General features: G+C 43.0%; 14 protein-coding genes, 1 tRNA gene and 1 pseudogene. 1 reads left to right on the forward strand and 15 read right to left on the reverse strand.

Annotation, left to right across the window (positions count from 1 at the left end; translation table 11 throughout):
• The 9 genes and pseudogenes from RDQ32_RS08500 to RDQ32_RS08540 form a co-directional block, all read right to left on the reverse strand.
• A pseudogene (locus RDQ32_RS08500) lies at nt 1-238 on the reverse strand (acetate kinase); the annotation flags it as partial.
• 15 nt (nt 239-253) lie between these two features.
• Nucleotides 254-1,264, reverse strand: coding sequence for a phosphate acetyltransferase (gene pta, locus RDQ32_RS08505; RefSeq protein WP_308580015.1), 1,011 nt, complete (start codon nt 1,262-1,264; stop codon nt 254-256).
• A 141-nt stretch (nt 1,265-1,405) separates the two neighbouring features.
• A complete protein-coding gene (locus RDQ32_RS08510) occupies nt 1,406-1,738 on the reverse strand; it encodes a cyclic-di-AMP receptor (RefSeq protein WP_007156056.1) in 333 nt (110 codons plus the stop codon).
• A 30-nt stretch (nt 1,739-1,768) separates the two neighbouring features.
• Entirely contained in the window at nt 1,769-2,905 is a 1,137-nt protein-coding gene (locus tag RDQ32_RS08515) for a nucleotidyltransferase family protein (RefSeq protein WP_308580016.1), read from the reverse strand.
• 2 nt (nt 2,906-2,907) lie between these two features.
• Nucleotides 2,908-3,684, reverse strand: a complete 777-nt coding sequence (locus RDQ32_RS08520) for an MBL fold metallo-hydrolase (protein ID WP_308580017.1) — start codon at nt 3,682-3,684, stop codon at nt 2,908-2,910.
• A complete protein-coding gene (gene coaE, locus RDQ32_RS08525; RefSeq protein ID WP_308580018.1) occupies nt 3,653-4,255 on the reverse strand; it encodes a dephospho-CoA kinase in 603 nt (200 codons plus the stop codon). The genes RDQ32_RS08520 and coaE overlap by 32 nt, the downstream gene beginning before the upstream one ends.
• A complete protein-coding gene (locus RDQ32_RS08530) occupies nt 4,234-4,500 on the reverse strand; it encodes a hypothetical protein (protein ID WP_183684058.1) in 267 nt (88 codons plus the stop codon). Before RDQ32_RS08530 ends, coaE begins: the two co-directional genes overlap by 22 nt.
• Nucleotides 4,501-7,107, reverse strand: coding sequence for a DNA polymerase I (gene polA, locus RDQ32_RS08535; RefSeq protein ID WP_308580019.1), 2,607 nt, complete (start codon nt 7,105-7,107; stop codon nt 4,501-4,503).
• A gap of 10 nt (nt 7,108-7,117) precedes the next feature.
• Entirely contained in the window at nt 7,118-7,453 is a 336-nt protein-coding gene (locus RDQ32_RS08540) for a zf-HC2 domain-containing protein (protein WP_007156050.1), read from the reverse strand.
• A gap of 69 nt (nt 7,454-7,522) precedes the next feature.
• Here RDQ32_RS08540 and RDQ32_RS08545 point away from each other — a divergent pair.
• Nucleotides 7,523-7,601 (forward strand) — tRNA-Leu (locus tag RDQ32_RS08545).
• Between the two features lie 190 nt (nt 7,602-7,791).
• On the opposite strand, the gene upp is transcribed toward RDQ32_RS08545, so the two are convergent.
• The 6 genes from upp to RDQ32_RS08575 all read right to left on the reverse strand — a co-directional run.
• Nucleotides 7,792-8,433 carry a uracil phosphoribosyltransferase gene (gene upp, locus RDQ32_RS08550; protein ID WP_183684060.1) on the reverse strand — a complete coding sequence of 214 codons (642 nt, stop codon included), beginning with the start codon at nt 8,431-8,433 and terminating at the stop codon, nt 7,792-7,794.
• A 182-nt stretch (nt 8,434-8,615) separates the two neighbouring features.
• Nucleotides 8,616-9,293, reverse strand: a complete 678-nt coding sequence (locus RDQ32_RS08555) for a hypothetical protein (RefSeq protein WP_330700311.1) — start codon at nt 9,291-9,293, stop codon at nt 8,616-8,618.
• 27 nt (nt 9,294-9,320) lie between these two features.
• The gene (locus RDQ32_RS08560) at nt 9,321-11,333 is read right to left on the reverse strand and encodes a DNA topoisomerase (protein ID WP_308580021.1); all 2,013 of its coding nucleotides are present in this window, start codon (nt 11,331-11,333) and stop codon (nt 9,321-9,323) included.
• Nucleotides 11,334-11,372: 39 nt separating this feature from the next.
• Nucleotides 11,373-12,425 carry an aldose epimerase family protein gene (locus RDQ32_RS08565; RefSeq protein WP_308580022.1) on the reverse strand — a complete coding sequence of 351 codons (1,053 nt, stop codon included), beginning with the start codon at nt 12,423-12,425 and terminating at the stop codon, nt 11,373-11,375.
• A gap of 68 nt (nt 12,426-12,493) precedes the next feature.
• On the reverse strand, nt 12,494-13,576 hold the full coding sequence (asd, locus tag RDQ32_RS08570; RefSeq protein ID WP_308580023.1) for an aspartate-semialdehyde dehydrogenase: 1,083 nt from the start codon (nt 13,574-13,576) through the stop codon (nt 12,494-12,496).
• A gap of 70 nt (nt 13,577-13,646) precedes the next feature.
• Nucleotides 13,647-14,963, reverse strand: a 1,317-nt coding sequence (locus RDQ32_RS08575) for a DNA gyrase subunit A (protein ID WP_308580024.1), incomplete at its 5' end; no start/stop codon positions are given.

Raw genomic sequence — 14,963 nt, forward strand, 5'->3', positions numbered from 1 at the left:
ACTTAACCACACCATACTCTCCTGTCAGTGCATCAAAAACCAGCTTCACTGCCACAGAATGGTCGGGAAGATCTGTTTCAACCACATAATCTTCTTTTCCGGGAACCTCGTGCTTTAATCTGGAACCGGGAATACCGATTCTTTCGCAAAGTCCCTTGGCCATTACGGTCTCCCCTTCCATATCAATCAGCTGATACTTCAAAGAAGATGATCCACAGTTAATTACTAAAATTTTCATAGTTCCTCCCAATGATTAGTTATTATCGTAAAGTTGGCACTGCACTGCAGTAATCGCAACAACACCTACAATATCGGCAACATTGCAGCCACGGGATAAGTCATTAACCGGTCTGGCAATTCCCTGAGTCATAGGTCCATAGGCTTCAGCCTTTGCCAATCTCTGTACAAGCTTATAGCCGATGTTTCCTGCATCTAAATCCGGGAAAATCAAAGTATTGGCATGACCTGCCACTTTGGATCCGGGGGCTTTTAAGCTGGCTACAGACTCCACTAAAGCTGCATCCAACTGTAATTCTCCGTCTACCAAAAGATTCGGATTATTCTCCTTCACAATCTTGGTAGCATCCTGTACCTTGGTAACATCCGCATGCTTTGCAGATCCCATAGTGGAATAAGACAGCATAGCTACCTTAGGCTCTGCCCCTACCAAGAAACGGAAGGATTCTGCGGAAGACTCTGCAATAGCTGCCAGCTCTTCAGGAGTCGGGTTTTGATTTAAACCGCAATCAGAGAAGACAAAGGTTCCCTTCTCTCCGTATTCACAATCAGGAACAACCATAACAAAGAAAGCGGAAACAAGCTTTGTGCCCGGCTTGGTCTTTAAAATCTGAAGAGACGGACGGAGTGTATCCGCGGTAGAGTGGTTCGCTCCGGAAACTAAACCGTCAGCCTCTCCCTTCTTCACCATCATCACACCAAAATAGGTGTTGCTTTCTGTCAGAAGCTTTCTTGCCTCTTCTTCAGTCATTCCCTTTGACTTTCTAAGCTCTACCAGGGTGGAAACATAATCGTCCAACTTGGCATAGGTCTTCGGGTTCACAATTTCAATACCGGAAAGGTCTACTCCCCAGGCTTTGGCATCCTTCTCCACCTGCTCCTTCTCTCCAATAAGAATCAGACGAGCAAATCCCTCTTTCTGAATCTGTTCTGCCGCCTGAAGAACTCTCTTGTCCTCAGATTCCGGTAATACGATGGTCTTCTGCTTTGCATTTGCTTTTGCTTTTACATCCTCAATAAATGACATATTCTCTCCTTTTTCTGACATGATAAAACTCTTCCTTGCCATTATAGCAAAGGAAGAGAGAGGAAAAAAGGGAAGTTCTAAAGAACATTGCATATTTTTGTATACTATATTCAATATCCTTCCCTTTTAATTAAACATATTTTAGTATTTTTCAAATCGTTCCAACGGTACAACCATAATGGTTGCTCCGCCAATCTCTACGTTCATGGGCATGGTAGTGTAATTCATCAGACTGGAACCGGAAACATAGGGCATGTTAACAGTGATTTCCTGACGACTTCCACTTTGCTGTTTAATGATATCAATACACTGTTCCAGCTGTTCGTCCTGAAGGGCGATCATCAAAGTAGTACTTCCCTTTCTTAAAAAGCCACCTGTCGTAGACAGTCTGGTTACCGTAAAGCCTTCCTGCATTAAAGCGGAAGTTACATCATCTTCATTATCGTTCCGTATTATGGCATAAACCAGCTTCATTCTTACTACCTCCTTATTATCTCTATACTATCACAATTTTATGAACTTTTCACGTCGTTCTTCTCTTCCTGTCAGGTAGATTTCCTGAAATAATTGTCCCGCAAATAAATCCCATTTCATCAGCCTTAATTCCTCCCATTCCGGATGCTCCTTCAGAGCATTTCCCAATCGAAAAATGCTGTTGGGAGGAAGGTGGGACAGCAAATCTTTTCCTAAGCTGCTTGCGGCTAAAATTCTGTAATAGGGAGAGACTTTTTCCAACTCTTCCCTTGCCTTCTCTTCTCTTATATCCAAAAGAATATGAAGTAGAGACCTGCTTACTCTGCTATAAGTATAATTTTTCCCTTTAATATATTGAATCCACTGCGTAAAAGGAAGTTTTTCCGCAAAAGAAGCTTCTATTCGATTTGCCAGATCAGGAGATATATCCCAAAAAGAATCCAAAGCAATCTTATCTCTTTTTAATACCATAAGACGATAGCGTAGAAATGGGTAGAGCTTCTCCGCTTCCGTATAGCAAGGGTGATCGCATTCCTTTCCGCAGCTTTCCCGAATATCCTTCCGGATACTGTGGGCAGAGCTAAGGTGAAGGTTTCTCGGGATAATCCCTACGTCCATGGAAGAATGCAGTCTTTCTAAAGCCATTAAATAGGAAATCCCCAAACCGTCATTGGCCAAAATTTTTCCCGGAAAAAAAACTTCCAAAGCCATTTCTCTCGCCTTAGGATAGGAATTTCCCTTGGCCATAAATTCCTTTAATTGTTTTTGATATTCCTCTTCCTGCCCTTTTTTCTCCCGAAGAAAAAACTTGGCAAGACTTCTGAGCCGATTTAAATCGTAGGACTCCGAGCCGAAAACCAATATATCCACAAAGGAAAGCTCTTCCAAAATCTTGATGGCTCCGTAAGCAAAATATTCACTGGAGGCTAAAGAATACAGAACCGGCAGTTGGATAACAAGGTCTATTCCCTTATTTACCGCTTTCTCTGCCCTTTCGAATTTTGAAAAAAAAGCAGGTTCTCCCCTTTGTACAAAGTCTCCCGACATTACCGTTACAATATACTCCGCCTGAAAATCCTGCCGAATTCCCCGGAGTAAGTACTCATGCCCCTTATGAAAGGGGTTAAACTCACTGACTACACCGGCTACCTTTCTCCCATTAATCATGATTACCACTCCACACAATCCGATAAAGCGGAACGTTTTGCCAAAGCTATCTCCAAATCCGGCTCCTTTACCTCTTTTTTCACGGTAGCCAAAGCCAGGTCCGGATCATTGTTTTCCGCACTGAGATGCCCAAGAAAAACTTTTTTTAAGCCCGGATGTACCAATTCCTTTAACAACTCTCCACTATGAAGATTGGAAAGGTGACCCACATTGGATAAAATTCTTCTTTTTAATGCCATAGGATAGGGTCCTTTTTCCACCATAGTAACATCATGATTGGCCTCCAGAAGCAGAACATCCAGATTTTGTAAATGAGAGATTGTGTACTCATCATAACAACCTAAATCCGTAACCACCGCCACAGATTTTTCTCCACAGCTCACCCGATAAGCCACAGGATCTCTGGTATCATGAGAAACACTGAAGGGTAAGACGGAAAGATCTCCGATTTGAAAGCTTTCATCCTTTAGAATAGGTCGTAAAAGCTCCTTGGGGAACTCCTTCATGGCATCACAAAGTAAAATTCCCTGTAATGTTCCCAGGGTGGCATAAACGGGGATATAGTATTTTCTGCAAAGGCTTCCTATGGCCTTAATATGATCGATATGTTCATGGGTGACACAGATTCCCTCAATATCTTTACAGGATATATCCAGGCCTCTTAATGCCGACTCTATACTCCGGATTCCTACCCCCGCATCCAAAAGGATATGGTGTGCTCCGGAGGAAACAAAACTTACATTTCCGCTAGATCCGCTGGAAATACTGGCAAATCTCATCTCTTACTCTTTCTATACTCTCTTCCGTATTAATTACTAGTTGTGCCTGCTCTTTAAAGCGCTCAACGATTTGGCTGTGAATAATCTGAAAGGCTTCTTCTTTCTCCAGTCCCCGACTTTCTATTAGCCGTTTACAACGTGTTTCCTCCGATGCATCCAGATAAAAAATCAGGTCACATTGAGAAAGAAAATCCTGATTGGGCAAAGCCGTCTCCACTGCAAGCTTTTCTCCCAGCAATCTTACCCGCTCTATTTCTTTAGATACTTCTTGAAAAACCAAAGGATGAATCAATTCTTCCAAATGCTTCTTTCTCTCCGGCTCAGTAAACAGCAGAGTTCTAAGTCTTGAAAAGGATAAAGCTCCCTCCTTTGTAAATACTGAAGCGGGCAAAAGCTTTTTTATTTCTCTTAAAACAGCTTCTTCTTGATATAATGCTTTAGCCAACTCGTCCATTCGTAAAATACGATAGGAAAAGTCCCCTTGGAGGATGGAAAGTACGGTGGATTTTCCGCTGGCAATCCCTCCGATTACCCCAATGATTTCCTTCTTCACCCTTTCCGCCTTTCCCATTCCTCCATTAAATAAGCCCTGGCTTCTTCCAAGCCTTCCTCCGTAAAGGGAAAGCTTTTATAGCTTTTCTCCTCTTCTTTCGTATAAGCAAAGGCAAAGGGCTCCGGCCAGCAGGCTACCAACAAATGGTTCTCCCCTTCTTCTTCCTTTTTTTCCATAAAATACCGCATTCCCTGAAAGGAGGCGGTATATCTTTCCTTTTTTAAAAAGCTAAGGGGCATTAAATCCTTCTTCTCAATTTCCATTTAGTGAGCCTCATCCCAGTTATTTCCTACAGTGGCCTCTACAATCAAGGGTACCGGCAGGGAAACCACATGTTCCATAGCGGAAACCAGAATATCCTTTACGGTCTCCAGCTCCTCCTTTACAACTTCCAATAAGAGCTCATCATGGATTTGAAGAACAATACGGCTTTGGCAGTTCTTTTCTGTTAGCTTTTGATCTACAATCACCATAGCCTTTTTGATAATATCCGCAGCAGTTCCCTGAATAGGAGCGTTCATGGCTACACGCTCACTAAAGCTTCTTCTCATAAAGTTGGAGGCATGAATCTCCGGTAAAGGTCTGCGTCTGCCAAAAAGGGTCTTTACAAAGGAATGTTCTCTGGCAAAGGCTACTTCTCCGTCTAAATATTCCTTAACTTTGGGATAGCTTGTAAAATATCGCTCAATATACTCCTTGGCCTCCTGCCGGGAGATGCTTAAGCCTTCGGAAAGCCCGAAGGCGGAAATGCCGTATACAATACCGAAGTTCACCGCCTTGGCATTTCTTCTAAGCTCCGGCGTTACCTCTTCCAAAGGCACGTGGAACACTTCGGAAGCGGTTACTCTATGAATATCCGCATCCTTCCTGTAGGCTTCAATCAGTTTTTCATCCTTGGACAAAGAAGCTAAAAGTCTAAGCTCTACCTGGGAATAGTCCGCATCCAGAAAAACAGATCCCTCCTTAGGAATAAAAACTGAACGGAATACCCTTCCCATCTCCGTACGAATCGGAATGTTCTGTAAATTCGGTTCAGTGGAAGAAAGCCTTCCTGTTGCAGTTACCATCTGCTGGAAGCTTCCATGGATTCTTTGATCCTCTCCCACATAATTACTTAGTCCCTCCGCATAGGTGGAGTTTAACTTGGAATAGGTTCTGTATTCCAGGATTTTCCCTACAATAGGATAGTCTTCCTGTAATTTTTCCAAAACATCCACCGCGGTGGAATATCCGGTCTTCGTCTTCTTTCCTCCGGGAAGCTGCATTTTCTCAAAAAGGATTACACCCAACTGTTGAGGAGAATTAATATTAAATTCTTCTCCTGCCATAGCATAGATTTCTTCCTGCAACATGGCAATATTCTTCTTCAGCTCTTCTCCGTAGGACAGTAGAGCCTCCTTATCTACTAAAATTCCCGTCTTCTCCATACGGAAAAGCACGGGTACCAAGGGCTCCTCCACATCCCGATACAATTCCCACTGTTCTGTCTCTTTCAGTTCCTGAAAAATTCTATCCTTGGCTTGCAGGCAGACAAAGGCGGAATACAATCCCTCTTCAACAGGATTTTGAAGCTCCTTCTTCCCGGGCAGCACAAGATCCATATAATCTCTGGCTAAATCATCATAGGCATAGGAGTCCTTTAAGGGATTTAAAAGATAAGCGCCAAGAGCCAGGTCATGAATTTCTCCCTCTAAAAGTCCCTCCCAAAGATGATACTGTTCTTTTAATTGCAGAGTAAAATATTCTCCCTCCTTGAACAGTTCTTTAAGCTCCTCTTCACAAAGGTATAGTGGAATCCGATAGAGTCTTGTGTCGGAAAGACAGAGATACACATACGGCTTTTTCTCCTCAGAGGAATCCGCTTGCAGAAAAATTCCGGCAGTTTTTTGTTTTTTTGCATCCTTAAAGGCAATTTTGGCAAGGTAAGGATCTTCCACATCCTTCCAGGCCGGAAGACTGATCTTTTTCTCCGTTATACTTTCCGCCTCTTCAAAGCGGGAATAAAGGGAACGAAATTCCCACTTTCGAATCAATTCCTTACTTTCGGAATTGGCATAGTTTTCCCACTTACAATCGGAAAAGTTCAAGGTGATAGGCACATGGATATTGATGGTGGCCAGCTCTTTGGAGAGCTTCGCCAATTCAAAATTCTCCTTAAGATCCTTTCCGGCACTTGGTTTTCTGGGCACCTTAAATTCAGGATCCTCTGCATGGGCATAGGCCTCTTCAATACTTTTATATTTTTGGATAATCCAGGTGGCGGTTTTTTCTCCCATTCCCGGAACTCCCGGAATATTGTCGGAGCTGTCACCCATAAGAGCCTTCAAATCAATAAACTCTATAGGGCTTACGCCCCATTCCTCCTCTACGTCCTTGGGATAATAGGAGTAAACCTTGGTCTCTCCCTTGGAGGTTTTGGGAATGCTGATTTTAATATGTTCATCGGAGAGCTGTAAAAGGTCCCGATCTCCGGAGACCACTACCACTTCCTTTCCCTCTGCCTGCATTTGCTTGGCAACGGTTCCCAAAATATCATCTGCTTCAAAGCCCTCCATCATCAGGAGGGGCATATGCATTTTCCGTAAAAGCTCCTGCAATAAAGGAACCTGTTCCTTCAGCTCCTCCGGCATTCCCTTTCTGGTACCCTTATATTCCGGGAAAAGCTTATGACGAAATGTAGGTTTCGGTACATCAAAGGCCACCGCCACATATTCTGTTTCTTCCACCTCTATTTCTTTAAACAAAATGTTTAAAAAGCCATAGATGCCGTTGGTGGGAATTCCCTCTTTGTTGTTCAAAAAAGGAACCCCGTAGAAGGCTCTGCTCAAAATACTATGACCATCGATTAATAAGATTTTCTCTCTTTTCAATGCCTTACTCCTATCCTATAAATCCGTACAAACTATACCAGGCAGAAAAGAAAACTGCCCAAAAAAGAAGGGAATGAACCACAATTCTTAGTCCCCTGAAAAAATGGTTTTGGAAGATAAAAAAATTGGCTTCTTCTATTAAGTTTTGATAGGATTTTTCCAGCTGCAGCTCTTCCTGTTCTCCCTCCAGGCTCTGCAATCCCTCATAGATCATATGGGTAATTCTAAGCTCTTCCCGGCAGTCTTTGCAGGATTCCATATGCTCCAAAAAGGACTCACATTGTTCCTCTTCCCAGTTGCCCTGGATAAAATCATTAATGTATTTTCTGGCCTCTAAACAATTCATTTTTCTCCCATTTTCTTGATAAAGGACTTGCAAAGAAAAGAAAAAAGTGGTAACCTAGGTTCTGTTCTTGCCGCCGTGGCGGAATGGCAGACGCACTTGACTCAAAATCAAGCGGGAAACCGTGCCGGTTCGAGTCCGGCTGGCGGCATGAAGGAGAGAGAAATCTCTCCTTTTTTTATGCCATTTTCCAGTCCTATAAAATTCTATAGCTCATTAAAATCCGCTATTACAATACGCTTATTCGATCAGCTTATTCGATTAGTTTATTCGATTAGATTTTTCGATTGGATTTTTCGATTAGATTTTTACAATCCTCTTCTTGCGATTTTCTCTTATCCTTATTTTGTACCGAAAATTCTGTCTCCCGCATCTCCCAAGCCCGGGCAGATGTAGGCATTTTCATTCAACTCTCTATCCAGATTTCCTACATAAATCTGCACGTCCGGGTGAGCTTCATGCAGCTTCTTTACCCCTTCAGGAGCGGCAATGATACAAACAAATTTAATCTTCTTTCCCCCGTGCTTTTTAATCTGGCTGATAGCATCCACTCCGGAGCCGCCGGTAGCCAACATGGGATCGCAAACCACAATAATTCTTTCTTCGATGGGGTTTGGCAATTTACAGAAATATTCCACCGGCTTATGGGTTGTTTCATCTCTATACAGACCGATATGTCCAATCTTTGCGGAAGGAACCAAGGCTGTAAGTCCGGAAACCATTCCCAGTCCCGCTCTTAAGATAGGAACAATTGCCAGCTTTCTTCCGGCAATAACCAAGGTCTCTGTCTTTTCGATAGGGGTTTCCACCGGCATTTTTGTCATAGGAAGGTCGGACAAAGCCACAAATCCCATCAGCATGGCAATCTCTTCCACCAACTGGCGAAACTCATTGGTTCCGGTATTTTTATCTCTTAAAATAGAAATTTTGTGGGTGATTAAGGGATGGTCTAAAATAATTACATTCTCTCCAAATTCGTTCATGGCTTTTCCTTTCCTATTGTTCTAATCCAGGGTACAAGTAATCCTTACTCCGTTAAGACGATAGTACAGAGTATTTTCTTTTTCAAGTCTTTTCTGTTTCTTTTATAATTCCAATAAATAAGCCCACTGTTTATTCTGAAACATCGCCCCATATAAAGCGTGGCTTTTTGCTGTTTTTACTTTTATCTCTCTTCTTTTTTTACAATATTGTTCTTATCTTTATAGATATGTTGAGGAGGAACAATACCCCGTACAGGAGATAAGGGATAAATATTGGAATGAGAGCAAAGAATGGTTCCCGGATTCAGTACGGACTGACAACCTACTTCCACGTGTTCTCCCACAATGGCTCCAAATTTCTTTAATCCTGTTTCGATCTCTCCGTCTTCTGCATGAATCTTTACCAAGGTCTTGTCGGATTTTACATTGGAGGTTAATGCCCCTGCGCCCAGATGGGAGTATTCTCCTAAAATGGAGTCTCCCACATAGTTGTAATGGGGAGTTTGCACATGGGGGAAAAGTACCGCATTTTTAAATTCACAGCTATTTCCCAAGACACAGCCCTCTCCGGCAAATACATTTTCCCGTAAAAAGGCTCCCGGACGAACTTCACAGTTCGCCATAATAATAATATTCTCCCCCAGATATACATTGGGATAAAGCTTTACACTCTCATGGACAAAAACTCCTTTTTTCACTTCTTGAAAGCCTGAAGGAAGCTTTCCCTGCATAGCGGAAATCCAGGTTTTAATCTTCGGTAAGGCCTCCCAGGGATATTGACATCCTTCAAAAAGGGATTGGTAAGGTTCCTCTAAGGATGGATAAAAAGCTTTACATTCCAAGTCCTTCTTTTTCATCATTGCTCCTCTCTTTTTCAACACCATGCTTTATAAACCCTTTACCTTGTTGGTATTCTTTTCTACAAATGCTTCCAGCTTCCGCATATATTCTTCTTCCGAAATTTCTCCACCCTCCACATAGGAAAGCCCCTTCTCCCAAGAGGCGGTAAGGGTGGGATTCAATAAAGCCGGTATGGATTTGGAAAGAATCTGCACAATCTTTTCTCCCAGTTCACTGGGGCTCAATTGTTGATTCTTTTTTTCCAAATGAATATATTCATTTTTCTCAAGCTTGCTTAAAATTCCGGCTCTGGTAGCGGATGTTCCTATACCGGAACCCTTTATCTGGGCACGAAGCTCTTCATCTTCTATCAGCTTTCCCGCATTTTCCATGGCCAGAATCATACTTCCGGAGGTATATCGCTTAGGGGGCTGGGTTTCTCCCTCCTTTAGCTTAAGCTCCTGTAAATAAAGCTTGGCGCCCTTTTTCAGTTCGGAAAGCTTGGGATTACCGCTTTCCGTGACCGCTTCCTCTGAATCTAGATCATCCTGTTCCTGCCCGTTTCCTTTTCCGGCAAGATCTCCGGTAGATGCTTCTTTATTTTTCTCTTTCTTTTGGTAAAGGCAAAGATATCCCTCCTTCGTCAATACTTTTTCGTTGGCGGTAAAACACTCTCCCGAAACTTCAATTTCTAAAGCTATCCTTTTGTACTCTGCGGCAGGATAAAAAATGGACAAGAAACGACGAATAATAAAGTCCAGCACCCTCTTTCCCTGATAGGAAAGGGAATTATATTGTCCTGCTCCCTGTCCCGTAGGAATAATGGCATAGTGATCCGTTATCTTTTTGTCGTCTGTATAGCGGGAACGGGCAATGGATTTTAAACTGTCCATGGCAAGAACCTCTTTGGCATACTTTGCATAGGGGGGAAAAGACAAAAGTCCCTGAATATTTTTCTCGATTTCCTTAGCTACCGCAGTGGATAATACTCTGGCATCCGTACGGGGATAGGTACACATTTTCTTCTCATAAAGCTCCTGTACAAGCTTTAAACACTCGTCAGGACTGATTTTTAAAGACTTGGAACATTCGTTTTGAAGCTCCGCCAAATTATAGAGCAATGGCGGATTTTTACTTTCCTTCTTTTTTTCCAGAGCAGTTACTCTTCCTTCCCTGGGTAGTGGGGAAAATACCCCCAAAAATTCCTCTCCCTTTTCCTTTTGTAGAAAGCCGATATTTTTGTATAAATCCTTCTCTTTATAATAAGGGCTATCCTCTCTGCTTCGAAACTCACAAAGAAGACCGGCTTCCCCTCCCTCTTCCAGGGAAAAATCCCCCAGAGCTTTATAGAAGACAGTCTTTTGAAAACGACGGATTTCCCACTCTCTTTGGACAATCATAGCCAAAACGCAGCTCATCACTCGTCCCACAGCAATCAGAGCACTTTTTTCCTTGCCAAGGCTTTTTGCCAAAGCTCTGCCATACCTTAAGGTCAATACTCTGGAAAAATTAATTCCCATAAGATAATCTTCCTTGGCTCGTAAATAGGCGGCTTTGGCTAAAGAATCATAGGCGGATTCTAGCTTTGCTTCCCGAATTCCTCGAAGAATCTCTTCCTTAGTTTGTGAATCAATCCAAACTCGTCTTTCCTCCGCCTTTAAGTTCTTGCAAAAGGAGGCTACCAAACGGTAAATGTATTCGCCCTCCCGTCCGGAGTCGGTACAGACATAAATGCAGCCGATATCTTCCCGTTCCATCAGGCCTGTAACCTGTTGAAATTGCTCTTTAACGGAAGGAATCACCTCATAAAGAAATTCCTTGGGAAGGAAGGGAAGGGTTTCCATACGCCAACTCTTGTACTTCTCGTCATAAACCTCCGGATAGCTCATACTGACCAGATGTCCTACACACCAGGTAAAGATATGCTCTACCGCCTCAATATAGCCCCTTCTTCCGGAAGAGTTGGTATTTACCCCCAAGGCTTCCGCAAATTGCTTGGCTACAGAAGGTTTCTCCGCAATATATAAATTTTTTTTCTTTCCTACATCTGTATTTGACATGAAATCTCTATATTTTCTATAAATTCCTTCTTAGCATATTTAAATCAATCTTTGCCGAAAACGATAGATAGTTTCAGAATGGTAGGTGGAGCCTGCAGCTACAATAGGGGCAAGAAAGTTAGGAACATTGATGGCATCCGGATAGTACTGGGTTTCAAAGCAATATCCGCTATGGGGCTCATAGCTCACTCCGTCCTTTCCCATATCCTCCGCCATTAAAAAATTGGCGGTATAGAACTGAATTCCCGGACAATCCGTTTCTACCAACATTTCAATGGCTGTTTTCTTGGAGTAAGCTATAGCTGCTTTTCGAAGGCTTCCCGCTTCCCCGTCCACACAGAAGTTATGATCATATCCCCCTGCCGCTAAAAGCTCCTTATCTTTCTTAAAGGCTTTCTCAAAAATCGGTCTTTCCTCTCGGAAATCAAAGGCCGTTCCCGTAACAGGACGAATCTCTCCCGTAGGAATCAAAAATTCATCGGAGGGAGTATAGTGGGAAGCAAAAATTCGAACACTTTGTTCCGCTATATTTCCCTGGTCATGACCGGATAGATTAAAATAGGCATGATTGGTAAAATTCATCAGGGTATCCTTATCCGAATTTCCCTTATAGCGAATATGCAAAGCATTATCCTCCGTCAACTCATATGTCACGGAAAAATCCATATTTCCGGGAAAGCCCTGGTCCATATCTTTGGAAAAAAGGGAAAAACAAATGGAATTTTCTCCCTTTTGCTTGGCCTGAAACAGTCTTCTGCCAAAATATTCCGGACCGGAATGGCAGTTGCTATGCTGCTTGTCATTTAAAAACAAATGGTATTCTTTCCCATGTAGCTGAAAACGTCCCCCACTAATACGGTTGGCATTTCTTCCGACCACCTCTCCCATATGTCCCGGGTTTTCCATTAAATCTTCCCAGTTTTCAACGGACAAAAGCACATCCACCAATTTCCCGCTACGATCCGGAAAAAGAAGGGATAGCCAGACAGCGCCAAGGTCGGTGAAAACCGCCTGTACCCCATTTTTATTTTCCAGAGTATAGCGATGCACTTCTCTTCCATCCACAAAGTTCCCACATTTTTCAATACGCATAGCAAGCCTCCTGAAAAAAAGGAGTGTGAAAAAGAAAGTAAATCCCCCTCATTCACACCCCCTACACTTTATCTTTTTTGAATATATCCAAGCTCTACCAAAGTTTCCGCGGAAAGTACTCCACCGCCGGCTGCCCCTCTAAGGGTGTTGTGACTCAGTCCCACAAACTTGAAATCGAAAAGATTATCTTCCCGTAATCTTCCGATGGAGATTCCCATTCCCTTTTCAAAATTCACATCCGTAAGAACAGATGGTCTGTTGTCCTCTTCCAAATACTGAATAAACTGCTTCGGTGCAGAGGGTAAATTCTTCTCCTGGGGTAAGCCCTTGTAATTTCTAAGAGCGGAAATCAACTCATCCTTAGTAACCTTCTTCCGGAAACGAATGGAAACTGTAGCAGTATGTCCGTTTAAAACAGGAACGCGGATACACTGAGCACTTAAAACCAATCCCTCCTTCAGCTTAATGCCGTCCTCTGTATAAGTTCCCAATACACGAAGAGGCTCCTTCTCGGACTTTTCTTCCTCTCCGCCGATATAAGGAATGATGTTTCCTACCATCTCAGGCCAGGTCTCAAAGTTCTTTCCTGCACCGGATATCGCCTGATAGGTGGAAATTACACACTCATAAGGCTCATATTCTGCCCATGCTGCTAAAGCAGGAGCATAGGACTGGATGGAACAGTTAGGCTTAACCGCAATAAAACCTCTCTTGGTTCCTAAACGCTTTCTCTGCTTTTCAATCAGCTGATAATGTTCCGGATTAATCTCAGGAACTACCATGGGAACATCCTCTGTCCAGCGATGTGCAGAGTTGTTGGAAACCACCGGAACCTCTGCCTTGGCATAGGCCTCCTCGATGGCTTTGATTTCCTCCTTCTTCATATCCACAGCGGAGAAAACGAAGTCCAAGCCCTGTACCACATCTTCTACCTTGGATACATCCTTAACCACCATCTTCTTTAATTTCTCAGGCATAGGTTCTTCCAGCTTCCAACGATCCCCTACCGCTTCTTCATATGTTAAGCCGCTGGATCTTGGAGAGGCGGCAAGACAAGCCACCTCAAACCATGGGTGTTCTGCCAGTAAAGTGGCAAAACGCTGTCCCACCATTCCTGTTGCTCCTAAAATACCTACTTTAAATTTTTCCATATCTTTTCCCTCTATTCCTCAATAACGCCTCTATTGTAGCATGGCAGGGTGATGAAAAAAAGTATTTTCCCTAACTATGCTTTACACCCTTTCCGCCTCTCTTGCCCTGCTTTAATCTTTGCAGGTTCAGGGTTTTACTTTCCAGCTCCACATTTTCCTCTGCAGCAAGAGAATATACCTTTTTAACATAATCCTTAGGCCGCAAACTCATAGCCAGTACACCCTTCGCTGTCTTTTTCTGTAAAGGTACTTCCGATAAAGAGAATCTTAGGAAGTAGGAATCCTCCGTTTCCAAAACAATATCCTCTTCCAAAACAGGCAGTACACTCAGGAGTCTATCCTCTTCTCCCAGTTTGGTGGCCTGGACCAGACGGTTCTGGGTGGCAAATTCTTCTCCCTTTACCCTCTTAATCTGAGCCTGTTCCGTCACAAAGAGAAGGGTTTCTTCCTCTAATACCTTTCGAATAAAGACTGCCACCACTCTTTCCTGCTCTGCAGAGAACTTACTCAGATTATCCAGGGGAACGCCTTTATCCTTAAACTTCGTAACCGGAACATCCAAGATCTTAATCTGGTGCATATTTCCTAAATCTGTAAAGAAGAGGAGACGATCCGTATTCTTACAGGGAAGTACATAGGCATAGTCCGCCTCAATACTTTCCTTATTTCTCTGGAAGGTACCCGGGTCTACACACTTTACATAACCAAAACGATCCTGCAAATAATATAAATCCATCTCTTCAATGGCAGTATCGTCATATACAGCTTCCCGGGCATCACAGATTTTCGTTTTTCTTTCCTTCCCGTAATCCTTTTGGATTTGCAGAAGCTCCTGCTCCAAATGAGCATAAAGCACCTTTTTGGAGCCCAAAAGCTCCTTATAGTTTTTAATGTTTTTCAGGCTTTCTCTATGGGACTTTTGCAGAGACAAAATCTCCAAGCCGATAAGCTTGGACAGGCGCATATCCAGGATGGCCTGAGCCTGTAAATCTGTAAATCGGAAACCCTCTATGGTCTTTCGAAAAACTTCATCCCTTTCCTTTAGCTGGATTAAAGATAAATCCCCCTGCATCAGAGCGGTTTTCGCATCCTTATGATTCTTGGCTCCCCGAAGCAGTGCAATGATGGCATCGATACAGTCCACCGCGGAAATCAAACCTTCCTCGATTTCCCGCTTTCTTTCTTCCTTTTCCAGTAATTTGGAGAACTTCGCCTCCAGTCTTTCTACCTGAAAGCCAAGATATTCTTCTAAAATTCTCTTCAAAGAAAGAGTTTCCGGTCTTCCATGGGCAATGGCCAACATATTGACCGGGAAGCTGTCCTCCAGCTTGGTCTTTTTATAAAGAATATTTTCTATCTTTTCAATATCCGCTCCGGACTTTAACTC

It is taken from the genome of uncultured Oribacterium sp. (assembly GCF_902481605.1).
Classification (GTDB): domain Bacteria; phylum Bacillota; class Clostridia; order Lachnospirales; family Lachnospiraceae; genus Oribacterium; species Oribacterium sinus.

Coding starts and splice junctions, on each gene's coding strand:
- pta (WP_308580015.1), bottom strand. CDS start 1,264: ATGTCATTTATTGAGGATGTAAAAGCAAAAGCAAATGCAAAGCAGAAG.
- RDQ32_RS08510 (WP_007156056.1), bottom strand. CDS start 1,738: ATGAAGCTGGTTTATGCCATAATACGGAACGATAATGAAGATGATGTA.
- RDQ32_RS08515 (WP_308580016.1), bottom strand. CDS start 2,905: ATGATTAATGGGAGAAAGGTAGCCGGTGTAGTCAGTGAGTTTAACCCC.
- RDQ32_RS08520 (WP_308580017.1), bottom strand. CDS start 3,684: ATGAGATTTGCCAGTATTTCCAGCGGATCTAGCGGAAATGTAAGTTTT.
- coaE (WP_308580018.1), bottom strand. CDS start 4,255: ATGGGAAAGGCGGAAAGGGTGAAGAAGGAAATCATTGGGGTAATCGGA.
- RDQ32_RS08530 (WP_183684058.1), bottom strand. CDS start 4,500: ATGGAAATTGAGAAGAAGGATTTAATGCCCCTTAGCTTTTTAAAAAAG.
- RDQ32_RS08540 (WP_007156050.1), bottom strand. CDS start 7,453: ATGAATTGTTTAGAGGCCAGAAAATACATTAATGATTTTATCCAGGGC.
- upp (WP_183684060.1), bottom strand. CDS start 8,433: ATGAACGAATTTGGAGAGAATGTAATTATTTTAGACCATCCCTTAATC.
- RDQ32_RS08555 (WP_330700311.1), bottom strand. CDS start 9,293: ATGATGAAAAAGAAGGACTTGGAATGTAAAGCTTTTTATCCATCCTTA.
- RDQ32_RS08560 (WP_308580021.1), bottom strand. CDS start 11,333: ATGTCAAATACAGATGTAGGAAAGAAAAAAAATTTATATATTGCGGAG.
- RDQ32_RS08565 (WP_308580022.1), bottom strand. CDS start 12,425: ATGCGTATTGAAAAATGTGGGAACTTTGTGGATGGAAGAGAAGTGCAT.
- asd (WP_308580023.1), bottom strand. CDS start 13,576: ATGGAAAAATTTAAAGTAGGTATTTTAGGAGCAACAGGAATGGTGGGA.